Origin of the sequence: Stenotrophomonas sp. HMSC10F07, from assembly GCF_001807895.1 — a bacterium.
In the GTDB taxonomy this organism is placed as follows: Bacteria; Pseudomonadota; Gammaproteobacteria; order Xanthomonadales; family Xanthomonadaceae; genus Stenotrophomonas; species Stenotrophomonas sepilia.
On sequence record NZ_KV791410.1, the window covers coordinates 15,978 to 36,526 of the forward strand.

The following is a 20,549-nucleotide window of genomic DNA, read 5'->3' on the forward strand; positions in this document are numbered from 1 at the left end:
GAGTTCGGCGCCGTCCCCTGATTCACCGAGAAGCACAGGGCACCGGTGCGCAGCACCGGCTCGCGCTCTGGCGGCGCGTTTCTTTTGGTTACTTTTCTTTTCGCGCGAAAAGAAAAGTGACATCCCCCGCGGTCGCGGAAACGATCCGCCGGGAACTCCCGGCGAACCCGATCATCACTCCTTCCCGCGCGCCATCGCCTGGAACACCCCGTCCCGCCGCACCCACAGGTGGAACAACGCCGCACCCACATGCATCAGCACCGTAGCGAACAGCACATACGCCAACAGGCTGTGCGCATTGCGCAAGGCGGCATACAACGCCGGGGTGTGCGGCACGATCGGCGGCAGGTGCAGCCCTCCCCACAACACGATCGGGTATCCGCCGGCCGACAGCATCGCCCAGCCGATCAACGGCATCGCCAGCATCAGCGCGTACAGCATCCAGTGCGAGGCCTTGGCCGCTACCCCCTGCCAGACCGGCAGGTCGGCAGGCAGCGCCGGTGGGCGATGGCGCAGCCGGTTGTACAGGCGCAGCAGCGCCAGCAACAGGATCGCGATGCCCAGTGGGCGGTGCAGGTCGATCAGCGCGGGACGCAGGTGCAGCGAGGCGACCATGGTCACGCCGATGAACAGCATGGCGACGATCATCAGCGCCATGGACCAGTGCAGCACCCGCGCCAGCAGGTTGAAGTGGCCGTTGCCGGTGCTCATCGTGCGGCCTCCTTCGGTTGTTCGACGTTGCCGCTGGCGCGCTCGCGTTCACGGCGGTTGAAGGACTGCGAGTACACCGCCGAGCGGGCCGCCAGGATCGGATCATTACTGCCGCGCACCCCACTGGGCAGGATCAGCGGATCGAAATTGATCTGGCCGCAGGCGCCCTGTTCCTGCGATTGCATGCGATCCAGGCTGAGCACGCCCGCCACTACCTGGTCACGCGACTCGGGCCACGGTACCGACGGATCATCGATGGCATCGCCGGGCTCGGCGGTGGTCACGACCAGGTTCCAGCGTACCGGGCCGCGGGCCAGGCGCTGCTGCAGTTCCTGGCTGAGGAAATCGACGCTGGCCTGCTTGCGCGCTTCCGCATCCATCTCCACCACCGGCGCCAGCGGCTGCCAGCGCCAGCGCACCGCACGCTTCTGGCCCTGCGCATTGGTGAACCAGAAACTGTTGACGCTGTTGAAAGTGGTGTCGGCCCAGCTGCTGGTCCATGGCGCTGTCTTCGCCCACTGCTGGAACGCCTGCGCACTGGGGTATTTCGCCAGCACTGCCGCCATCTTCTGCGGGTCCGGCTTGCCGGTGGCCGGGTCGGGAATCGAGGCGCGGGTCTGCTCGTAGAACGCCTCGGCCGTGGGTACCGCGAAGAACGGGAAGCTGTTCATCGCCATGCGCCATTCCTGGCCATCATCGCTGACCATCTGCACCGCCAGGCTGCGCACGCGTGCGGTGTTGTCGGCGCCGTAGGGGTCGCCGCCACCGATCGACAGGCGGCCCATCACCGGCACACGCGTCTGCGAGAACACCCGGGCACTGGACAGGGTAGGGGCCTGCGCGCTGGGTTCGAACCAGCCGCTTACGCAGACGCCCTTGCTGTGTGCACGGCGGAAGCCCGGATGGGCCGGGCCGGTGGCCTCGATGGTGTCGGTGAAGCGCTGCGCGGTGAGGCGGTCGCCCATCCAGCCGGCCAGCCAGGCGAAGGCCAGCGCCACGGTACCCAGGATGAGCGCGATCAGCGCGATCCAGAGCAGGGGGGAATGCTTGCGCGGTGCGCCCGGCGTCTGGCCGGCACGGGTGTAGCCAAAGAGCGACATGGTCGGAGTCCTGCCTTCACGGAGCGTGTGGGTGGTCGACCCACACATCCTCGCAGAACCCTTCCAGGCCCGGTATTCAAATTTTCGTCAAGTTTGCCGGGGACGGCGTGCCGACCAAGGCCGGCACCCACCCGATCAGCTGTAACGCGCCTTCAACATCGCCCACGCCGAGCGCAGCGCCAGCGCTTCGCCACCGGCCGGACGGCCCGGGCGTTCACCGTCGTTCCAGGCGTACACGTCCAGGTGCGCCCAGCGCTGGCCGTCTTCGAGGAAGCGCTCCAGGTACAGCGCGGCGGTCACCGAGCCGGCCATGCGCGAACCGGCATTGGCCAGGTCGGCAATGCCGCTGCTCAGATAGCGCAGGTAGGGCCGCCACAGCGGCATGCGCCAGACCGGGTCACGGGTTGCGTCGCCGGCCTGCAGCCACTGCTGTGCCACCGTGTCGTCGTTGCTGAAGAGCGCCGGCAGATCCGGACCCAGCGCGATGCGTGCGGCACCGGTAAGAGTGGCGAAATCCAGCACAAGGTCCGGCTTCTGCTCACCGGCGAAGGTCAGCGCATCGCACAGGATCACGCGGCCTTCGGCATCGGTGTTGTCGATCTCCACGCTCAGGCCCTTGCGGGTGGCGATCACTTCGCCCGGGCGGAACGCATCCGGACCGATCGCATTTTCCACCGCCGGCACCAGCAGCGTCAGGCGCACCGGCAGTCCGCGCGCCATCACCAGGCCGGCCAGGGCCAGCGCATGCGCGGCGCCACCCATGTCCTTCTTCATGTTGCGCATGCCGTCGGCCGGCTTGATGTCCAGGCCGCCGGTATCAAAGCACACGCCCTTGCCGACCAGCACCAGTGCCGGGTCGGTTTCCTTGCCCCAGCGCAGCACCACCAGGCGCGGCGCACGGTGCGAAGCGCGGCCCACGGCGTGGATGGCCGGGAAGTTCTGCTTCAGCAGTTCATCGCCGGTGATCGCCTCGACCTGCGCACCATGTGCATCGGCCAGTGCACGCGCGGCGTCTTCCAGCTGCTGCGGCCCCATGTCTTCGGTCGGGGTGTTGACCCAGTCGCGCACGCGCAGGCTGGCGGCGATCAGGTCGGCCACTTCGCCGGACGGTGCGGCCACCAGCTGCGCCGGGGCGCGGTTGCGCTTGCGGTAACGGTCGAAGCGGTAGCTGCCCAAGCCCCAGCCCAGCTGCAGCAGCGCCTGTTCGGCGGCAGGCAGTTCATTGGCCAGCTGCCAGACACTGCCTTCCGGCAGCGCGTGCGGCGCATGCGCATAGCTGTAGGCATCGGCGCGATCACCGACACCGATCACCGCGCCGGCCAGGCCCTCACTGCCGGGCAGCAGGGCCACGCTGTGCGCACCGGCAGTGAAACCCTGCGAGGCCAGCCAGGCCTGGGTGGCGGCCGGTTGGCCGTCCTTCCAGGCGGCGAACTGCTCGCGGTCCAGCACGTACAGCGGCAGCGCCGCGGTGGTGTCGGCGGTGAAACCAGTGATCTCGCTCATGCGTCAGGTACTCCGGGATGCGGCGGCGTCGAGGTTGGCGTCCAACCAGTCGGCCAGGCCGGTGAGGGTGTCGAACTGCAGGTCCGGCTGCAGTTTCGGATGGGTCCAGGTGGCTGCTTCGCGGTTGATCCAGCACCCGCGCAGGCCGGCGGCGATCGCCCCGGCCACGTCCATTTCGGCGTGGTCGCCGACATGCAGTACCTGTGCCGGCGCCACACCCAGTCGGGTGCAGGCGGCGTGGAAAATGCTTGCCTCCGGCTTGGCCGCGCCGTGTTCGCGCGCGCCCAGCTGGAAGGCGAAATGATGCGCCAGGCCGATCCGCTCCAGATCGGCGTTGCCGTTGCTCAGCGCTGCCACCGGCACCCGCGCGGCAATCCGCGCCAGCGCATCGATCGCATCGGGATAGCACTCGACCTGATTGCGCGCGGCGTAGAACGCTTCGTACGCTGGCTCCAGCAGATCGAGGCTGGCGCCACTGGCGTGCAGCGCTTCGTGAAGGGTCAGCCGACGCAGCGCGCTCAGGTCGTGGTGGAGGTGCGGATGGGCGTGGTACAGGCGCTCGCGCAGTTCGCGCATCGCCGCTACCGGATACATCGCGGCGGTGGCGGGGCTGTGTTCACGCATCCACTCGTGCAGGACCAGGTCGATGCGGGCGCCGATCGGAGCGAACGGCCACAGCGTGTCGTCAAGGTCGAGGGTGATGGCTTGGACGGGGAAATTCACCCCGCCATTCTACGCCTGCCCGCGCGGGCTTTCATTCCAGCAGCCGTGCCCAGCCCTGCATGCCGTCCAGCCGTGCCAGCACCAGCTTGATGCAGACCAGCAGCGGCACCGCCAGCAGCAGGCCGATCATGCCCCAGGCCCAGCCGAACACCATCAGCGCCAGGATCAGCACCAGCGGCGACAGCTTCATGCGCCGGCCCAGCACGATCGGGGTCACCATCTGCCCTTCCAGAGTGTGCAGGGCCAGGTACGCGGCCGCCGGCAGCAGCGCCTGCAGCGGGTCGCGGAATTCCACGAAGCCCATCAGCAGCATCAGTGCCACGCCGATCAGCGGGCCGACGTACGGGGCAAAATTCAGCAGCGCGGCCACCGTGCCCCACAGCAGCGCCTCCTGCAGGCCGATGCCGAGCAGCATCAGCACGCCTGCGAACACCAGCCCGACCAGGGTGTTGATCACGCTGATGGTCAGCACGTAGCGCGAGACCTCGCGCTCGATCGACCGCAGGATGTCGGTGGTGAAGCGCTGCTGCTGGCGGTTCGGGAACAGCGCGATTGCCGCGCGCTGCAGGCTCTGCCCATAGATCATGAAGAACAGGGTCAGCAGCACCACGGCCAGCACCGAGGCGGCAAGCCGTGGCGCGCGGGTCAGCATGCGGTACGGGTCGTCGAGCTGGGTGCGGATCACCTGCACCTTGTGGTTGCTGTCGCCGCCGGCGACGCGCGCGAAGTTCTCCGCCGCCTGGTTGGCCTGCTGCACCGGCTTGGTCAGGTCCTGCACCTGGCGGGCGACCTTGCGCAGCTGCTGCGGGGCTTCCTGCGCCCATTCCATCGCCGGGCCGATCAATTGCACCGCCAGCGAACCGGTCACGCCCAGGCCGGCGCCGAGAATCAGCAGCGCCCCCAGCGCGCGCGGAATCCACAGTTTCTGCAGCAGGCGCAGGATCGGGTTGCCGACCAGTGCGAAGAACATCGCCAGCAGCACCGGCAGGATGATGTCCTGCGCAGCCCACAGCGTGTAGCCCACCGCCAGGGTCGCCAGCACCACCAGCGACATCGGCCCGCGTGGGCGAGACGGAGGCGGCAGCGGTGCCTCCGGGTCCTGCGGATCGGCTGGTGACAGGGACAGGGAGGACTCGCTCATCGACGCATCAGCCGGAAAGGGGAGCGCATTATCCGCCGGCCGCGATCGGCGCGGCGGATTCCATGGATCAACGTTCGGACAGTTCGGTGGCGGCTTCGGCCGGGCGCGGTTCGCGCGGCTCCGGTTCTGCGGCGGGCCGTGGCGCCGGCGCTGGCGCGGGCCGTGCGGTTGATGCCGATGCGGCCGCCTGTGCCTGTTCGCTGGCGTTGTCGGCTTCTTCGGCCGCATCGTCGGCGGTAGCCGCAGCCTGCGCCGCCATCGCCGTGGCGAACGCTGCCTGCGCACTGGCGAACAGGTTCGACACTGAACCCACCATCTGCAGCCAGCGCGCACCGTTGACCTTGCCCGGCATTTCCAGCTTGCCGGCAATGAAGCCACCGGCCAGGCCCACTACCACGATGCGTAGTGGCGACCAGCCCTGGCGCCAGACCTGGCTGAGCGTGGACCAGTGGTCCTGGGTCTCGACCAGACGCACGGTCACCACCTGTTCGCAGCGCTTCACCCGCCGCTGCAGCGCACCGAACTTCATGGCTTGCCCTCTGGCAGCTGCACATCGGCATCGGGGTCGTCTTCGCTGGGCTCGTCGAACAGGCCCAGGCGGGACAGCTGGCGCCGGGTGGCGTGCATGCCGGTGTGGTGGAAGAAGTAGGACACCCGCCAGATCGCATAACCGGTGACGGCCAGGCTCAGCAGCGAGGTGATCAGCAGGGCCTGCAGCCAGCTCAGGCCCCAGCTTTGCAGCAGGGCGATGAGGGTGGCGGCCATCAGCAGCCAGGCCGACGCACCGAACACGATCGCTACCCCGGCCCAGGCCAGTGCACGGCCGAATGCGCTGCGAGCCAGCGCGAAGTCGGCCGAGGCCAGCCGGCGCAGCGAACGCAGCGAGTGCTTGGCCGAATCGGCAGCGGCACGACCGGCCGCGCCGACCTGGCGGATGCTCTCATCCAGCGGCGGGGTGGCCGCCGGATCAGGGGCTTGCGCGTTGTCTTCGCTCACGCCGCGGCTTACTTGTCGCTGCTGCCGCGGGCCAGCTTGGCGATGATCCAGCCGGCAGCGAAGGCCACGCCGAACGAGGCCAGCGGACGTTCGCGGATCAGCTCGGCGGCGCTGTCGATCAGGTCCTTGCCCTTGTCCATCAGTGCATCGACCTGTTCCTTGGCAGCGGCCCCGCCGAACTCGGCGGCGGCTAGGCCGGACAGCGCGCTGTCGGACAGTTCAGCCTTGACGTTGGCCTTGCCGATCCGCAGTTCGTCGGTCGCGGCACCGGTTGCGCCCTTGATCGCACCGCCGGCGGCCGTGGCGGCCTGCTTCAGATGGGAACCGGCTTCACCCAGGTGTTCCTTCAGGTTCTCGGTATTGGTGGGGCTCATCGAATCACTCCTGTTGCGATGGGGGAACGGGCGTCGGCGGTGCCGACCTGGACTGACAGCAATAGCATTGCCGGGGTATAGGGGGTGTTACGGCAGGGCGATCAGCGCATCACGAGCTGGCCCTGCTGCTGGCCATTGTTGCGCAGCACGCGCACCACCAGGGTCGGCGGGCGTTGCTGGAAATTGGCACGCCAGCTGGCCAGGTCGGCGAATTCACCCACGGTGGCGTCGGTGATGATGTCGCCCTGCTGCAGGCCGTTGCTGGCCGCGCGGCTGCCGCGCTTGACCTCGCTGACCAGCACGCCGCCGACCCCCGACTGCCGCAGCGACTCGGGCAGGTCGACGAAGGTGGCGCCGGTCAGCCGCGGGTCCAGGCTCTCGCCGGTGACCGCACGTGCCTGTTCCTTCAGCGTTGCCTTGATCTGCACGGGCTTGCCTTCGCGGCGGACGTCCAGCGTCATCGGGCTGCCGACGGCGGCCAGGCCTTCCACGTTGTGCAGGGCTTCGGCGCTGTCCACGCGTTGGCCGTTGGCCGAGACCACCACGTCGCCCGGCTTCAGCCCGGCTGCGGCAGCGGCCGAGCCGGCCAGCACGCGGGTGATCAGCGCACCACGTGTTTCGGCCAGGCCCAGTCCCTGCGCAATCTGCGCGGTCAGGTTCTGGCTTTCCACCCCCAGCGTGCCGCGCACCACCACGCCGTGCTTGACCAGCTGGTCGACCACGCTGCGCGCCAGGTTCGATGGAATCGCCAGGCCCAGGCCGATGTTGCCGGCCATGCTGCCCTGCGGGTTGAAGCTGGCGGTATTGATGCCGACCAGCTGCCCCTGCAGGTCGACCAGTGCACCACCGGAATTGCCGGGATTGATCGACGCATCGGTCTGGATGAAGTTCTGGTAGCCCAGCCCGCGGATGCCGCTGCGGCCCACCGCCGAGACGATGCCGGACGTGACCGTCTGGCTGAAGCCGAACGGGTTGCCGATGGCCACGACGAAGTCGCCGACCCGCAGCTGGTCGCTGTTGCCCAGCTTGATGTCGGTGAGGTTCTGCGCCGGAATGCGGATCAGGGCGATGTCGGTATCGCGGTCTGAACCCAGGAACTGGGCCTTGACCGTGCGCCCGTCGGCCAGTGTCACCTGCACGTCATCGGCGTTCTCGATGACATGGTGGTTGGTCAGTACCAGGCCTTCCTTGGCGTCGATGATCACGCCGGAGCCGAGCGATTCGTTGATGCGTTCCTGCGGGATGTCCGGGAACAGGCGGCGGAAGAACGGGTCGTTGAAGAAGGGATTGCGTACGCGAACCACCTGCTTGGTGTTGACGCTGACCACCGCCGGCATCGCCTTCTCCAGCATCGGTGCCAGTGACGGTACCGCCTGTCCGGCCACCGAGGCCGGCAACGCTGCGGTGGTCGGCAGGACCGCCGGCAGCGGCGCGGCGTCGGCACGGTTGTCCAGGTGGGCATTGATGCCGGTGGCAACGAAGCCACCGAAGGCGGCGGCGATTGCGAGCGTGAGCAGGGTGGGAAGCGGTCGCATGGGAGTCGGTTCGCTGGCGTGGGTGGGGGCTGTTCGGGCCTACGGTAAAACAAGGCTGAATGAGTGTGTCGCGATCTGGATAAATGCGCCATGAAAACGGGGGCCTCGAAGGAGGAGCGCGGGGGCCAAAAACGCGGCTGTGGCGACACCCGGGCAGGTGATGGGTGCGCCACTCAAGGCCAACGCGCGCCGCACTGGCACAGGCGGATGCTTGCGCAGTTCCGCGCAGGCGGGTGCCGCAATGCGCCACGACGGATGCCGGACGCTGCATCCGTGCACGTGCGCGCGACGACGGCCAGACAATGCTGGGTTCGCGTGGCGCAGCACTGAAAAAAAGGGGTTTGCTGCGAACCGCAGGTGGCAACTAGGGCTGCTGCGTACACCATCGGCGTCGCAACAGATGCGATTGCTGGCACATGCCCCGTTCCACGATCGTCAATGTCGGTATAGCATCGCCCCGTTTTGATACTTAAGGCCCGCAGGAGGGCAACATGAGCAACGGTAATGGTGTGTCGGTCGTGACCGACGCTGTCGAGAACGTGAAAGAAACCGCCACCAACGTCGGCGAGACCATCGCCCACGCCGCCGAAGACGCAGTGAAGTCGGTCAAGAAGACCGTCAAGCGCGCCAGCAAGGCTGCCGGTACCCGCGTTGCCAAGGCCAAGAAGGCCGTGGCCAAGGTCGAGAAGACCGTTGCCAAGAAGGCCGAGAAGGCTGCCAAGTCGGTCGGCAAGACGGTTGCCAACGCCAAGAAGAAGCTGGAAGCGGCCAAGAAGAATGCCAAGGCCGAAGCTGCTGCCCTGAAGAAGGAAGTGGCGAAGAAGAAGGCGGCTGCGGGCAAGGCCGTGACCAAGAAGGCCGCCGCTGCCAAGAAGACCGCCAAGGCCGCCACCAAGGCTGCCGGCAAGAAGGTCGCCACCGTGAAGAAGGCCGCCACCAAGAAGGCTGCTGTCGCGAAGAAGACCGTTGCCAAGAAGACCACGGCCGCCAAGAAGGTGGTTGGCAAGAAGGTCGCCACCGCCAAGAAGGCTGTGGCCAAGAAGACCGTCGCCGCCAAGAAGGTTGCCGGCAAGAAGGCAGTGGCTGCGAAGAAGGTTGTCGGCAAGAAGGTTGCCGCCACCAGGAAGGTCGCCACCAAGAAGACCGCCGCCGCCAAGAAGGTTGTCGGCAAGAAGGCTGCCGTCGCCAAGAAGGCCGTTGCCAGGAAGACCACTGCTGCCAAGAAGGCTGTCGGCAAGAAGGTCGCTTCGACCAAGAAGGTCGTCGCCAAGAAGGCTGCACCGCTGAAGAAGGTCGCCGCCAAGAAGGCTCCGGCCAAGAAGGCTGTTGCCAGGAAGGCCCCGGCCAAGGCCGTGCGCAAGGTCGCCAAGCGCAAGTAATCGCGCCGTGACCGAAGGCCCTGCCGCCCACCGGGTGGTGGGGCCTTTCGCGTTTTCGGGGCGCGGTCTGGGGCAAGATGCAGATTCTTCCCGCCGGAGCCCCAGCATGCGCGGTATCGATTTCAGTTCCTGGCAGGGCGTGCTGTCCACGTTGGCCGGCCTGGTCCTGATCACCCTGCTGGGCGTGGGCATCCGCCTGCTGGTGATGCAGACCCTGCAGCAGCGTCGCGAGCGCGAGAACCGGCAGATCAACGAGCGGCTGCGCACACTGATGGCGGCCTACAAGACCCTGGGCGGTTCATTCACTGGTGAACTGGGCGTGGATCCCAGCCATCGCCGTGATCTGCGCCAGCGCGAAGCGGCCGAAGGCATCGCCGAACCGCGTTCAGATCGAACGCGCCGCATCCGCGATGCGGTCGAGGCCGCGCTCTCGGACATCCTGTTGCTGGGCACCGACGAACAGGTGCGGCTGGCCGCGCGCGCTGCCAACGAACTGGCACAGGGGCGACCGGTGCATACCCACGAACTGGTGGTCTCGCTGCGCGACTTCGTGCGCGAAGCGCTGGACCTGGCGCCGATTCCTCCCGACCTGCGGATTCCGCCGCAGGGGCCGACCCGCCCCACTGCCAGTGGTGGCGGCAAGGGGCGCAACGATGGCGATGCCAAGGGCGGCCGTGCGGGTGGTGGCGGAGGTGGGGGCGGCGGAATGGGCGCTGGCATGGGCGGCATGGGCCTCGGTGCCGGCGCCGCATTGGGCGCCGGCCATGCCGCTGCCAGCGATGAAACGGACGCGCGCTGAGCACGTCCGCCGGGTTCAGCGGGTCAGCTCGTAGATCGGCACGAAGCCGCCGTAGATCATCCGCGCACCGTCAAACGGCATCGGATTCTTCGTTGGATCAAACCGCGGGTCTTCCATCATCTTCTTCATACCGGCGTCGCGGGTCGATTTGTCGGGCCATTCGATCCAGGAAAACACCACCGTCTCGTCCGGCGTGGCTTTCACCGCGCCGAAGAAATCGGTGGTCTTGCCGTGCGGCACGTCATCGCCCCAGCACTCCACCACGCGCAGTGCGCCGTACTCGATGAAGACCGGATCTCCTGTGCGTGCATGGGCGAGGAACTTCTCCTTGTTGGCGGTGGGAACCGCCAGGACGAAACCATCGATGTAGCTCATTGCCAGCCTCCGGATGGACCGTGCCACATGCACGGCCTTCAAATACACGACGAACCAGCGCGGCGGGGATCGACATCCCGCGTACGCCTGTTCAGCCTGGGCCACCCGGGAGCGGGGCCAGCGCCGTATCCGGTGGCTGCTGGCCGGCCAGGTGGCGCACGAAGTAGTCCCACATGTGGTGCGTATAGGTGGCGTCGTTGCGGAACAGTTCGTGGTCCTGTCGAGCCAGGTACAGCAGGTCGTAGCGACGCTGGGCCTTGTTCAGGGCCGCGGCCAGCTGCAGGGTCAGCGCGGGTGGCGCGTTCTCGTCCAGTTCGCCATAGACCAGCAGCAGATGCCCGCGCAGGTTGCTGGCCAGCGCCGCATTGTCGAGACCGGCAAAGGGGGCCGGCACGCCATCGGCCATGGCTGTAGCTGGCACCACGCCACCGAACAGCCGGTCCATGCCGTGCAGGGCGCCGCCGTACATGCCCTGGAAATTGTGGCTGCCGGCCGAGGCCACGGCCACCCTGTAGAACGCGGGGTAGCGCAGCAGGGCACGCGCCGCGCTGTAGCCGCCGAACGAATGCCCATAGATGCCGACCCGCTGCAGATCGATACCCTGGTAGCGTTCGCCCAGCTGGCGCAGTGCGGCCACATGGTCATCGAGCTGTACATCGGCGCCGTGCAGGAAGCTGCTGTCATGGAATGCCTTGTCGCGGCCGCCGGTGCCGCGGGCATCGATGCTGACCACCACGAAGCCGAGCTCGGCGAGGCTGGCGCGGGATACCGGGTTCTGCGCCGAGACCGCTTCGGCATAGGTGACCGGCGCATTGCTGATGAAAGCACCGCCGTACATCGCGTCGATCACCGGGAAGCTGCCGTCATCGCGATAGTCGCGGGGCAGGTAGATGGTGGCGAAGATCGGCGTGCGCCCGTCGGCGGCCAGCAGCCGCTCGCGCCGTGGCGGCCGCCAGCCAGCAGTGACGACCGCCTGCGTATCCGCAGCCTCCAGCAACATCACTTCGCGGCCATCGTCGCTGGCGCGCAGCACCGTGCGTGGCGGCTGCGTGAGGCTGGACACCGTATCCACCAGGTAGCCACCGCCGGGTGACAGCGCTTGCGGTGCACGTCCACCGAACAGCATGCCGGTGCCCGCATCAACCAGGTGGTCGTCGCCATCGGCGGCCAGGCGCTGCACCGCTCCGCCGTGCAGCGGTACCCGGTACAGGCCACGCACGTAGGGATCGCCGCCCTCGACACCGCCGGCACTGAAGTATGCCCAATCGCCTGCGCTGTCCACGCCGAGCAGGTCCCGCACCGCCCACCGGCCGCCGGTGAGCTGGCCCATCACCTTGCCGTCGGACAGGCGCACCCGGTACAGATGGCCCCAGCCATCGCGCTGCGAGAACCACACGGCGGTGTCCCGGCCGGGCAGGATTGCCACCGCTGGCCGGTTGTAGGAATACACGTTGAGCTGCAGGCGGGTATCACTGGACTCCTCCAGCACGGTGCGCAGCGCACCGCTGCCGGCGTCGATCTCTACCAGGCGCAGGCGCCGTGGCATGCCGAAGTGCGCCATCGCGGCGTACAACCGGCCACCGTCCCAGCCCAGGATGCCCGCCTCGCTCAGGATGTTCCAGCCCTCGGGCAGGGTGATGTCCTGCTGCCGGCCGCTGCGTACATCGACGATGTACAGGCTGTCGCGCACCTGCTGTGCATCGCCCAGTACCCCCAGCTTCACGGTGTGCACGCGTGGGCGCGCGCTGTTGGCCGGCGTGCTTTCCAGATAGGGGTAGTCCTGCAGCGCACGCTCGTCGTAGCGGATGCCGGCCACGTAGCGGCCATCCGGTGACCAGCCGACCGCAAACGGCCGCACCGGCATCCGGCCCTGGCGGCGCGGAATGCCGCGGAGGGTGAAGTCCGGCAGTACGCCATAACCATGACCGGGTTCGCCGCCGGTGGTCAGTGCCCGTGCTGCCGTTCCGGGCGACTGCAGCCACAGATTGTGGTCGCGCACCTGCAGCCAGGCATCGCCAGCGGGCGAAAGCAACGCATCTGCCGGCGGCATCGCATCCTGCGACGGCGCGCATTGCCAGCGCGGCCACCGGCAATCGATCGGCGCCTCGCCGCTGAATCGCAGGCGCAGGCCATCGTCGGTTGCCTGCACGCTGGCCAGTCGCAGGCGTGGCCCGCTGGCACCGAAGGGCGCCACCGCGCTGTCCAGTGCGGCGGGCTCGAACAGGACCTCGCCCGTGGCCTGTAGCGGGTCGACCAGTACCGCCTGGCGTCGACCGCGTGCATCCTCGCGCTCATACCAGAAGCGGCCATCGGCCAGCCAGTTCGGCACGACCGAGGCATTGCGCAATGCACCGCGCAGGTGGCTGTCGTGCACGCGCTCGGCGCGCTGGTAATCAGAAGGCTGCAGTGGCTGAGCCGATACAGTGGAACACCCGCCGATGAAGGCGAGGACGACAGCGCAGAGCGGGAACCGCAGCGGAGCAGGCACGTGCAAGGCAACCTCCTGTTGCAAGGGTCAGCGGAACTCGAATGCACGCGCGCCGCGCGCGTATGCCAGACGCAGCCTGAATCAAGCCAAAAAATTCAGCAATGCGAAGGCTGCTGTTTTCAGGGAGCGTTGTGGCGAATAACGGAGAATTTACATTCCCGATGCGATGGCGCCCTGGCGCTGCTGCACACCATAAGAAAGTAAAGGTGTACCCCCATGAAGAATTCGCTGATTGCCCTGGCCCTGGCCGCCGCCCTGCCGTTCACCGCCTCGGCTGCTGAGAACCTGTCCTACAACTACGCCGAAGCCGACTACGCCAAGACCGACAACGACGCGTTCAAGTCCGACGGTTGGGGTGTGAAGGGTTCGTACGGCTTCCTGCCGAACTTCCACGCTTTCGGTGAGTACAGCCGTCAGGAATTCGACCACACCAACGTCAAGCTGGACCAGTGGAAGATCGGTGCCGGCTACAACGTTGAAATCGCTCCGAGCACCGACTTCGTTGCCCGCGTTGCCTACCAGAAGCTCGACCAGAAGCATGGCCTGGACTTCAACGGCTACAGCGCTGAAGCCGGTATCCGCACTGCCTTCGGCGCCCACGCCGAGGTCTACGGCATGGTTGGCTACGAAGACTACGCCAAGAAGCACGGCGTGAATCCGGAAGGCCAGTGGTACGGCCGCCTGGGTGGCCAGATCAAGCTGAACCAGAACTGGGGCCTGAACGGCGAACTGAAGATGAACCGCGACGGCGACAAGGAATACACCGTCGGCCCGCGCTTCAGCTGGTAACTGCTGTTCCGGCGCGCCTGCGCGCTGGAGGCGTCTCGACAGGCCCGGCTCTTGCCGGGCCTGTTGCGTTTGTGGCGGCGCGAAACAAAATGCCGTCTGACTGGTGGCGCACGCGGGCCGAGCATTGCAAGGAATTGGATTCCGCCGCTGCGGGCACCGGCCTACGGTGGATGTTCCATGTTGCCTGGACAGGCCGCGATGCCACCGACACTCCCGCCCCTGCGGCCTGATCGGCCACGACGCCTGGCGCTGCTGGATCCGCACCCGGTACTGCGGTTGGGCGTGGAAGTTCTGCTCCGCCAACACAGTGGTGTGCAGGTGCGCGTGAGCCTGTCCAACGAGGCGCACCTGCTGCAGCTGCTGGAGCGCAGCCCGAGGTGTGTCGACCTGCTGCTGATCGATGCGCTGCCGATGGGCGACCTGGGCGATGGATTGGCCCTGCTGCGCGTGCTGTCGCAGCGCTGGCCGGCGCTGCCGGTGCTGGTGCTCTCGGCGCACTGCAACGCCAGTACGGTGACCACCGCGATGCGAGCCGGCGCGCGCGGCTTCCTGTCAAAGTCGATGCCACCGGAGACGTTGCTGCGCGCCATTGACGTGGTCGCTCGCGGAGGGCGCTTCGTGCCACCGGAACTACGCGAGGAGCTGAAGCTGCCACGCACACGCCGGGTATCTGCACCGGTGCTGACGCCGCTGAGCCGGCGCGAGCGTGAAGTGCTCGGGTTGGTGCTGAAGGGCGTCAGCACCAGTGAAATGGCCCTGCGCTCAGGGCGCTCGGCCAGCACCATCAGCTCGCAGAAAACCTCGGCCTACCGCAAGCTCGGCATCCGCGGGGATGGTGACCTGTTCCGCTTCCGCCACCTGCTCGAATGCGGCTGAGCGGCCTTACTCGCCCTGGTACTGCTTCTCTTCCACCAGCGCCGAACCGGCCACGCGGTTGATCTCGTTCTTCACCTGCACGCGCTCGCCATTGGTGCCATAGACACCGCGTGCCAGCTGGATGAACGCATCGTCGAACACCTGGGCCGCTTCCTTGTCGCGCAGCTGGTCCTGGATGTCCCACATGCGTTCGTTGATCGCCTTCAGCTGCTGCTTCAGCGCGTCCAATGCCGGCTGCGCCTGCAGCTGCTGCTGCAGCAAGGGCAACAGGCCATCCAGTTCGGTGCGCACGTTGGCCAGCTTGGCAGCATCATCGATGCGCTCGGCCTTGATCTCGAGAATGGTGATCTTGTCGATCAGCTCGCCGATCGATACCGGGGTCAGGATGGCGTCCACGTGGTTGGTTCCTGGAAACAAGGCGTCATGATACCGCGCGGCTGGCACGTAGCCTCCATCCACGGGATTTACGCCGAATTTGCGCGGCAGGCCGGGCAGCGCCCTCGATCCGTTACGGCGGCGCCCCCGACACTGCCGTCCCAGCGGCGCGACCGCCTTCGACGAGGAACACAGTGCAGTGAACAGCAAGGAGACGATGGCGGCGCTGGTGGCCGCCCTGGCAGGGCTGCTCGGGATCGGCAGCGCGCAGGCACAGGTGCAGGCCAGTGGCAGTGCTGCACTGACCAGCGACTACGTGTGGCGTGGCAGCTCGCAGAGCGATGGCGACCCGGCGGTGCAGGCCGGCGCGAAGGTCTCGATCCCGTCGGGATGGTACGCCAGCGTGTGGGGTTCGAACGTTTCGTTCAAACCGGACAATGGCGCGCGCAGCGAGTTCGACCTGGTGGCCGGCTGGTCCGGCGCACTGGCGCCGGCCTGGAACCTGGATGCGAACCTGACCCGCTACGTGTACCCGGGCACCGGCCGCACGCTGGACTGGACCGAACTCAACACCACGTTGACCTGGAAGCAGCGTGCCTGGCTGCAGGTCGCCCATTCCGGCGATGCACTGGCCGGTGGCCATCGCGGCACCTATGCCCAGCTGGGTGTGCGTGTGCCGCTGCACGAACGCGTCCGCCTGGAAGCGGCGGTGGGCCAGTACTGGCTGGCCACCGCGCAGGGCCCGGACTACCTGCATGGCCAGCTCAGTGCCATTGCCACGCTGGCCCCGGCATGGGAGCTGCGTGCCACCGTGCACGACACCGACAGTGCGGCCAAGCGCCTGTTCCCGGGTAACGCCGGTGGACGCTGGGAGCTGGCGCTGCAGGGCAGTTTCTAATTCGACGATGCCGCCTGGCGCGCACGCAGCGCGCCGGGCAGCCACAGCAGCAGGGCCAGCACGGCCACGGCGGCACCGGCCACGCAGACGCCGGTCCAGCCGAAGCGCTGGTAGACCTGTGCAGACAGCAGCGAGCCCAGCGAGCCGCCGATGAAATAGCCGGTCATGTAGCCGGCATTGAGGCGGTTGCGTGCCGCAGGCTGCAGCGCATAGATCAGGTTCTGGTTGCTGACATGCAGCAGCTGCGCGGCCAGGTCCAGCACCACCACGCCGACCAGCAGCGCCAGCAGCGAGTGGGCCGACAGCCCCAGTGGCAGCCACGACAGCAGCAACAGCGCCAGTGCAATGGCGGTGGCACGTCCGGTCTGGCCACGGTCGGACATGCGACCAGCCAGACCCGCCGCCAGCGTCCCGGCCGCACCGACCAGCCCGAACAGGCCGATGGTGGCGTCGCTGTAGGCGTACGGCGGTTGTGCCAGCAGGAATGCGAGCGGGGTCCAGAAGATCGCGAACATGGCGAAGCTGCAGGCCCCCAGCAGCGTGCGCTGGCGCAGCACCGGTTCCCGCACGAACAGCTCGCCGATGGAGCGCAGCAATGCGAAATAGCCAAGGCCGGCGCTGTGGTGGAATCGCGGCAGGCCGCGCTGCAATGCCAGTGCGGTCAGCACCAGGGTGGCAGCGGCGATCGCGTACACCAGGCGCCAGTCGCCCAGGCTGGAAAGCAGGCCGGCCACGGTGCGCGCCAGCAGGATGCCCAGCAGCAGGCCACTCATCAATGTTCCGACCACGCGGCCACGATGTTCCTGCGCGGCCAGCGTGGCGGCGAACGGCACCAGCACCTGGGCCACCACCGAAAACAGGCCGGTGATCGCGGTGCCCACCAGCAACCAGGTCAGCGACGGTGCGCAGGCACTGATCACCAGTCCGCCCGCCGACAGCAGGCTCATCACCACGATCAGGCGGCGGCGTTCGAACAGGTCACCCAGCGGCACCAGCAGGATCAAGCCGGCGGCATAGCTCAGCTGCGCGGCGGTAACCACCATGCCGACCTGGCCGAACGGCACGCCGAAGGCGTCGGCGATGGTGTGCAGCAGCGGTTGCGCGTAGTAGTTGCTGGCCACGGCCACGCCGGTGGCGACCGACATCAGCAGCACCTGCCAACGGTGCAGAGGGGGAAGGGACGGGCTCACGCGATGTTCCAGGAAGCGGGGGGCACAGTGTCCGCCTGCTGCGAGCATGATGGAAATGAATCATCATCATCCATGCCATCTGAAAACAAGATAGTTGTATGAACCTCAAGCAGCTCGAGTTCGCCGTGGCGCTGGCCGAGGAGGGCAATTTCACCCGTGCCGCCGAGCGCTGCCACGTGGTGCAGTCCGCGCTCAGCCACCAGATCGCCCATCTTGAACAGGAACTGGGTGCCACGCTGTTCGAGCGCCTGCCGCGCCAGGTGCGGGCCACCGCCGCCGGCGAGGCCTTGCTGGTGCACGCACGCCAGGTGCTGGCCAGCCTGCGCCACCTGCGCGCCGACGTGGCCGCCGTCAGTGGCGAAGTGCGTGGGTTGCTGGCCATCGGGCAGATTTCCTCGCTGACCGGAATCGACGTTGTTGCGATGCTGGCGGCCTTCCAGCGCGTGCACCCGCAGGTGGAGTTCCAGTTGCGCGTGGACAAGAGCGAGGACCTGATCGCGCAGGTACAGTCGCGCGCGCTGGATGTGGCACTGGTCGGCCTGGCGCCTTCGGCAGCGCTGGACGGTGTCTGCCATCAGGTGCTGCAGGAGGAGGATCTGGTGGCGGTACTGGCGCCATCGCACCGGCTGGCCGGGCGCAAGCGGCTGCCATTGGCCGCACTGCAGGATGAAGCACTGGTCGACTTCCCGCGCGGCACCGGCGCACGCCGGCAGACCGATGATGCTTTTGCCGCAGCCGGACTGCCGCACACGGTCCGTTTCGAGGTCAACCTGATGGAACTGGTCGAGCGCTTCGTCCGCCATGGGTTGGCGGTCGGCATCGTGCCGGCATTGATCGCCGATGGGTTTCAGGGCGTGGTGCAGATTCCGCTGCAGCCGACCCCGACCCGGCGCGTGCACCTGGTCTGGCAGCGCCTGCCGACACCAGCGGCGCGGGCGTTCGTCGACGCCGTGCTCAACCGCGCAGGCGCAGGCTCAGGCCCTTGAGGAAGTTGCGCAGCATCTGGTCCAGGCAACGCCGGTAGTTGGCGTGCCCGGGTTGGCGGAACAGCGCGCCCACTTCCGACTTGGAGACATTGAAGCCTGCGCTGGCAAAGATCTCCATCAGGTCCACGTCGCGCAGCTGGAACGCCACGCGCAGCTTCTTCAGCACCAGGTTGTTGTCGATACGGGTTTCCACTGCGCGCTGCGGCTGGCTCTCGTCGCGGCCACGCAGGTGCACGATCAGGCCGTCGAGGAAGTGCGCCAGCGCGCTGTCGTTCATCGCCTCGAAACCGGCTTCGTCCTCGCGGCGCAGCCAGGCCTTCACCTGCCCGGTATCCACGGCAAAGGCCGGGTCGGCCATCTGGCACAGGGCGACCACGTGCTGGTCACCCAGGTCCAGGGAGTAGCGCACGCTGCGCAGGACATCATTGTTGATCATGGCCCAATTGTACCGGCCCCTGGCGTGTCACCGGAGTGTCATCGAACTGCAGCATCGTGAGCACTCGTTCGCTGGGACCCTTGCATGCGCCGGTATCTGTTTTCCGCACTACTGCTCGCCGGCAGCTTCGCTGCCTTCGCCCAGGACCGCTTCGTACCCGTCGAGCGGCGCCTCAGTGCATCCCAACTGGCCGAGGTCGGGCTCAGTCCAGCGCAGTTGCAGGCGTTGAACCGGGTACTGCGCGAGGCAGAGAGCACGACCGCTGCGTCGACGGCAGCGGTGGCCCCGGTCGCTGCGCCGCTGCCTGCCAATGTGCCGGCACCGGCAGCAATGCATCTGGGCCTGGATGACGAACCGGTCAGTGCCCGTGTAGTCGGAGAGGTCGCAGGCTGGCAGCCCGGCACGCTGTTCACCCTTGATAACGGCCAGCAATGGCAGGTGATGAAGGGACAGATGAAGCTGCGCAAGGTGTTGCAGTCGCCGCAGATCGCCGTTGTTCCAGGAATTGCCGGGCGCTGGTTCCTGCAGGTCGACGAAGACCTGCCCAAGGCCAGAGTGTTTCGCGTGCGTTGAGCCGGGGGGACGGCTGGACGGCGGGCAACTCAGGACGGGCCGGGAATGCCAGAATGGGCGTCCGGTTTTTCCCCCTGGAGTTGCCTGATGACCCGCACTGTCCTGATTACCGGCGCCACGTCCGGCTTCGGCGCCGCCGCCGTCCACCGCTTCGCCCAGGCCGGCTGGAAAGTGATCGCCACGGGCCGCCGCAGCGAACGCTTGCAGCCGCTGGTCGAGCGCTACGGCAAGGACGTGGTGCACGCCGCCGCCTTCGACATCCGCGATGCGGTGGCGATGGAGGCGGCCCTGCTGGCGCTGCCGCCGGCCTTTGGCGAGATCGACCTGCTGGTCAACAACGCTGGCCTGGCGCAGGGCACCGCGCCGGCACAGAGCGCCACGCTGTCGGACTGGACCACGATGATCGACACCAACATCACCGCGCTGGTGACCCTGACCCACCGGCTGCTGCCGCAGCTGGTGGAGCGCAAGGGCGCGATCATCAACATCTCGTCGGTGGCCGGCGTCTACCCGTACCCGGGTGGCAACGCCTACGGTGGCACCAAGGCCTTCGTCAGCCAGTTCTCGCTGGGCCTGCGTTCGGACCTGCACGGCACCGGCGTGCGCGTGACCACGATCGAGCCGGGCATGGCCGAAACCGAATTCACCGTGGTACGTACCCATGGCGACCAGAACGCCTCGGACAAGCTCTACAGCGGCGCCAACCCGATGACCGCCGAAGACATCGCCGAGCAGATCTTCTGGGTGGCCAGCCTGCCGCCGCACCTGAACATCAACCGGCTGGAGCTGATGCCGGTCAGCCAGTCGTTTGCCGGATTCCAGGTCGCCCGCGAGGGCTGACCTGCTTCGCGGGTCCTGTAGAGCCGAGCCTATGCTCGGCTTCGTCTGGATTCAGCCGAGCATGGCTCGGCTCTACAGAAACGAAAAAGCCGGGCACTGCCCGGCTTTTTCATTCACATCGGCAGGCTTACTGCGCCTTGATCGCCATCGCCTGCAGGCCGGTGCCATCCAGCTTCTGCTTGGCTTCGGACAACTCGCCGGCACTGCCGTACGGGCCCATGCGCACGCGGTACACGGTCTTGCCGTTGATCTGCGCCGACTCCACGCGTGCCGCCAGGCCCATCATGGCCAGCTTGGCCTTGGTGGCTTCGGCGTCACCGGAAGCCCCAAAGGCTCCTGCCTGCAGGATGTAGCGGGCGTTGTCGGCGGCCGCCGGTGCAGCCGCGGATGCCGGCGGTGCCGATGCGGCGGGCGCGCTTTCCGCGCGCGGCGCCGGAGTGGCGGCCGCCGTGCTGGCCGACG

General features: G+C 67.5%; 23 protein-coding genes. 8 read left to right on the plus strand and 15 right to left on the minus strand.

Translation table 11 applies throughout. The features are described from left to right. Positions 1-174: 174 nt before the first annotated feature. From HMPREF3114_RS13185 to HMPREF3114_RS13225, 9 genes are all read right to left on the minus strand, one after another. Positions 175-711 (minus strand): cytochrome b, encoded by a 537-nt coding sequence (locus tag HMPREF3114_RS13185; protein WP_005420561.1) that lies wholly within the window; start codon positions 709-711, stop codon positions 175-177. Then, positions 708-1,811 carry a catalase family peroxidase gene (locus HMPREF3114_RS13190; RefSeq protein ID WP_053499501.1) on the minus strand — a complete coding sequence of 368 codons (1,104 nt, stop codon included), beginning with the start codon at positions 1,809-1,811 and terminating at the stop codon, positions 708-710. The genes HMPREF3114_RS13185 and HMPREF3114_RS13190 overlap by 4 nt, the downstream gene beginning before the upstream one ends. A 135-nt stretch (positions 1,812-1,946) precedes the next feature. Next, positions 1,947-3,314, minus strand: a complete 1,368-nt coding sequence (locus tag HMPREF3114_RS13195) for a leucyl aminopeptidase family protein (protein ID WP_053499499.1) — start codon at positions 3,312-3,314, stop codon at positions 1,947-1,949. A 3-nt stretch (positions 3,315-3,317) separates the two neighbouring features. After that, positions 3,318-4,037 (minus strand): HAD family hydrolase, encoded by a 720-nt coding sequence (locus tag HMPREF3114_RS13200; RefSeq protein WP_053499497.1) that lies wholly within the window; start codon positions 4,035-4,037, stop codon positions 3,318-3,320. Positions 4,038-4,068: 31 nt separating this feature from the next. Beyond that, a complete protein-coding gene (locus HMPREF3114_RS13205; protein WP_070489907.1) occupies positions 4,069-5,178 on the minus strand; it encodes an AI-2E family transporter in 1,110 nt (369 codons plus the stop codon). 67 nt (positions 5,179-5,245) lie between these two features. Next, a complete protein-coding gene (locus HMPREF3114_RS13210) occupies positions 5,246-5,707 on the minus strand; it encodes a hypothetical protein (RefSeq protein WP_053499495.1) in 462 nt (153 codons plus the stop codon). Next, the gene (locus HMPREF3114_RS13215; protein ID WP_004153834.1) at positions 5,704-6,174 is read right to left on the minus strand and encodes a phage holin family protein; all 471 of its coding nucleotides are present in this window, start codon (positions 6,172-6,174) and stop codon (positions 5,704-5,706) included. Before HMPREF3114_RS13215 ends, HMPREF3114_RS13210 begins: the two co-directional genes overlap by 4 nt. An 8-nt stretch (positions 6,175-6,182) precedes the next feature. Further along, positions 6,183-6,548 carry a hypothetical protein gene (locus HMPREF3114_RS13220; RefSeq protein WP_004153835.1) on the minus strand — a complete coding sequence of 122 codons (366 nt, stop codon included), beginning with the start codon at positions 6,546-6,548 and terminating at the stop codon, positions 6,183-6,185. A gap of 101 nt (positions 6,549-6,649) precedes the next feature. Next, positions 6,650-8,083 carry a Do family serine endopeptidase gene (locus HMPREF3114_RS13225; RefSeq protein WP_005420544.1) on the minus strand — a complete coding sequence of 478 codons (1,434 nt, stop codon included), beginning with the start codon at positions 8,081-8,083 and terminating at the stop codon, positions 6,650-6,652. Positions 8,084-8,574: 491 nt separating this feature from the next. Here HMPREF3114_RS13225 and HMPREF3114_RS13230 point away from each other — a divergent pair, with 491 nt between their 5' ends. Together HMPREF3114_RS13230 and HMPREF3114_RS13235 are read left to right on the plus strand one after the other, a co-directional pair. Continuing rightward, entirely contained in the window at positions 8,575-9,462 is an 888-nt protein-coding gene (locus HMPREF3114_RS13230; protein WP_053499493.1) for a hypothetical protein, read from the plus strand. A 106-nt stretch (positions 9,463-9,568) separates the two neighbouring features. Then, entirely contained in the window at positions 9,569-10,261 is a 693-nt protein-coding gene (locus tag HMPREF3114_RS13235) for a hypothetical protein (protein WP_053499491.1), read from the plus strand. A gap of 15 nt (positions 10,262-10,276) precedes the next feature. On the opposite strand, the gene HMPREF3114_RS13240 is transcribed toward HMPREF3114_RS13235, so the two are convergent. Continuing rightward, positions 10,277-10,636, minus strand: coding sequence for a DUF1428 domain-containing protein (locus tag HMPREF3114_RS13240; protein ID WP_005420538.1), 360 nt, complete (start codon positions 10,634-10,636; stop codon positions 10,277-10,279). A gap of 91 nt (positions 10,637-10,727) precedes the next feature. Further along, entirely contained in the window at positions 10,728-13,130 is a 2,403-nt protein-coding gene (locus tag HMPREF3114_RS13245) for a S9 family peptidase (protein ID WP_070489908.1), read from the minus strand. Between the two features lie 210 nt (positions 13,131-13,340). Between HMPREF3114_RS13245 and HMPREF3114_RS13250 the strand changes: the two genes are divergently transcribed. Both HMPREF3114_RS13250 and HMPREF3114_RS13255 read left to right on the plus strand, forming a co-directional pair. Beyond that, positions 13,341-13,913: an OmpO family porin gene (locus HMPREF3114_RS13250; RefSeq protein WP_053499487.1), complete on the plus strand. Its 573-nt coding sequence runs from the start codon at positions 13,341-13,343 to the stop codon at positions 13,911-13,913. A gap of 198 nt (positions 13,914-14,111) precedes the next feature. Beyond that, positions 14,112-14,789, plus strand: coding sequence for a response regulator transcription factor (locus tag HMPREF3114_RS13255; RefSeq protein ID WP_053499485.1), 678 nt, complete (start codon positions 14,112-14,114; stop codon positions 14,787-14,789). 6 nt (positions 14,790-14,795) lie between these two features. Here the strand turns inward: HMPREF3114_RS13255 and HMPREF3114_RS13260 are convergent, their stop codons facing one another. After that, complete coding sequence (locus HMPREF3114_RS13260; RefSeq protein WP_049414316.1) at positions 14,796-15,185, minus strand: DUF6165 family protein; 390 nt, start codon at positions 15,183-15,185, stop codon at positions 14,796-14,798. 178 nt (positions 15,186-15,363) lie between these two features. Between HMPREF3114_RS13260 and HMPREF3114_RS13265 the strand changes: the two genes are divergently transcribed. Further along, entirely contained in the window at positions 15,364-16,062 is a 699-nt protein-coding gene (locus tag HMPREF3114_RS13265) for a TorF family putative porin (RefSeq protein WP_053499483.1), read from the plus strand. Here HMPREF3114_RS13265 and HMPREF3114_RS13270 read toward each other — a convergent pair. Then, positions 16,059-17,207: an MFS transporter gene (locus tag HMPREF3114_RS13270; RefSeq protein WP_329843258.1), complete on the minus strand. Its 1,149-nt coding sequence runs from the start codon at positions 17,205-17,207 to the stop codon at positions 16,059-16,061. The genes HMPREF3114_RS13265 and HMPREF3114_RS13270 overlap by 4 nt on opposite strands. Before the next feature lie 143 nt (positions 17,208-17,350). On the opposite strand from HMPREF3114_RS13270, the gene HMPREF3114_RS13275 reads away from it, so the two are divergent. Then, a complete protein-coding gene (locus HMPREF3114_RS13275) occupies positions 17,351-18,238 on the plus strand; it encodes a LysR family transcriptional regulator (RefSeq protein ID WP_053499479.1) in 888 nt (295 codons plus the stop codon). On the opposite strand, the gene HMPREF3114_RS13280 is transcribed toward HMPREF3114_RS13275, so the two are convergent. Then, the gene (locus tag HMPREF3114_RS13280) at positions 18,207-18,674 is read right to left on the minus strand and encodes a YehS family protein (protein ID WP_005420526.1); all 468 of its coding nucleotides are present in this window, start codon (positions 18,672-18,674) and stop codon (positions 18,207-18,209) included. The two genes, HMPREF3114_RS13275 and HMPREF3114_RS13280, sit on opposite strands and share 32 nt — an antisense overlap. Positions 18,675-18,758: 84 nt before the next feature. Here HMPREF3114_RS13280 and HMPREF3114_RS13285 point away from each other — a divergent pair, with 84 nt between their 5' ends. Together HMPREF3114_RS13285 and HMPREF3114_RS13290 are read left to right on the plus strand one after the other, a co-directional pair. Beyond that, positions 18,759-19,247 carry a hypothetical protein gene (locus HMPREF3114_RS13285; protein WP_005420525.1) on the plus strand — a complete coding sequence of 163 codons (489 nt, stop codon included), beginning with the start codon at positions 18,759-18,761 and terminating at the stop codon, positions 19,245-19,247. An 87-nt stretch (positions 19,248-19,334) separates the two neighbouring features. Beyond that, the gene (locus tag HMPREF3114_RS13290; RefSeq protein ID WP_005420523.1) at positions 19,335-20,087 is read left to right on the plus strand and encodes an SDR family NAD(P)-dependent oxidoreductase; all 753 of its coding nucleotides are present in this window, start codon (positions 19,335-19,337) and stop codon (positions 20,085-20,087) included. Between the two features lie 127 nt (positions 20,088-20,214). Here the strand turns inward: HMPREF3114_RS13290 and HMPREF3114_RS13295 are convergent. Further along, positions 20,215-20,549 (minus strand): SPOR domain-containing protein (locus HMPREF3114_RS13295; RefSeq protein ID WP_176746383.1); only part of this gene is annotated, 335 nt, incomplete at its 5' end.

Excerpts from the sequence above, each read along its gene's own strand:
- HMPREF3114_RS13255 (WP_053499485.1), top strand. The coding sequence starts at position 14,112 with ATGCCACCGACACTCCCGCCCCTGCGGCCTGATCGGCCACGACGCCTG.
- HMPREF3114_RS13230 (WP_053499493.1), top strand. The coding sequence starts at position 8,575 with ATGAGCAACGGTAATGGTGTGTCGGTCGTGACCGACGCTGTCGAGAAC.
- HMPREF3114_RS13235 (WP_053499491.1), top strand. The coding sequence starts at position 9,569 with ATGCGCGGTATCGATTTCAGTTCCTGGCAGGGCGTGCTGTCCACGTTG.
- HMPREF3114_RS13205 (WP_070489907.1), bottom strand. The coding sequence starts at position 5,178 with ATGAGCGAGTCCTCCCTGTCCCTGTCACCAGCCGATCCGCAGGACCCG.
- HMPREF3114_RS13240 (WP_005420538.1), bottom strand. The coding sequence starts at position 10,636 with ATGAGCTACATCGATGGTTTCGTCCTGGCGGTTCCCACCGCCAACAAG.
- HMPREF3114_RS13250 (WP_053499487.1), top strand. The coding sequence starts at position 13,341 with ATGAAGAATTCGCTGATTGCCCTGGCCCTGGCCGCCGCCCTGCCGTTC.
- HMPREF3114_RS13270 (WP_329843258.1), bottom strand. The coding sequence starts at position 17,207 with ATGTCGGTCGCCACCGGCGTGGCCGTGGCCAGCAACTACTACGCGCAA.
- HMPREF3114_RS13290 (WP_005420523.1), top strand. The coding sequence starts at position 19,335 with ATGACCCGCACTGTCCTGATTACCGGCGCCACGTCCGGCTTCGGCGCC.
- HMPREF3114_RS13195 (WP_053499499.1), bottom strand. The coding sequence starts at position 3,314 with ATGAGCGAGATCACTGGTTTCACCGCCGACACCACCGCGGCGCTGCCG.
- HMPREF3114_RS13280 (WP_005420526.1), bottom strand. The coding sequence starts at position 18,674 with ATGATCAACAATGATGTCCTGCGCAGCGTGCGCTACTCCCTGGACCTG.
- HMPREF3114_RS13190 (WP_053499501.1), bottom strand. The coding sequence starts at position 1,811 with ATGTCGCTCTTTGGCTACACCCGTGCCGGCCAGACGCCGGGCGCACCG.
- HMPREF3114_RS13225 (WP_005420544.1), bottom strand. The coding sequence starts at position 8,083 with ATGCGACCGCTTCCCACCCTGCTCACGCTCGCAATCGCCGCCGCCTTC.
- HMPREF3114_RS13185 (WP_005420561.1), bottom strand. The coding sequence starts at position 711 with ATGAGCACCGGCAACGGCCACTTCAACCTGCTGGCGCGGGTGCTGCAC.
- HMPREF3114_RS13275 (WP_053499479.1), top strand. The coding sequence starts at position 17,351 with ATGAACCTCAAGCAGCTCGAGTTCGCCGTGGCGCTGGCCGAGGAGGGC.
- HMPREF3114_RS13220 (WP_004153835.1), bottom strand. The coding sequence starts at position 6,548 with ATGAGCCCCACCAATACCGAGAACCTGAAGGAACACCTGGGTGAAGCC.
- HMPREF3114_RS13285 (WP_005420525.1), top strand. The coding sequence starts at position 18,759 with ATGCGCCGGTATCTGTTTTCCGCACTACTGCTCGCCGGCAGCTTCGCT.
- HMPREF3114_RS13210 (WP_053499495.1), bottom strand. The coding sequence starts at position 5,707 with ATGAAGTTCGGTGCGCTGCAGCGGCGGGTGAAGCGCTGCGAACAGGTG.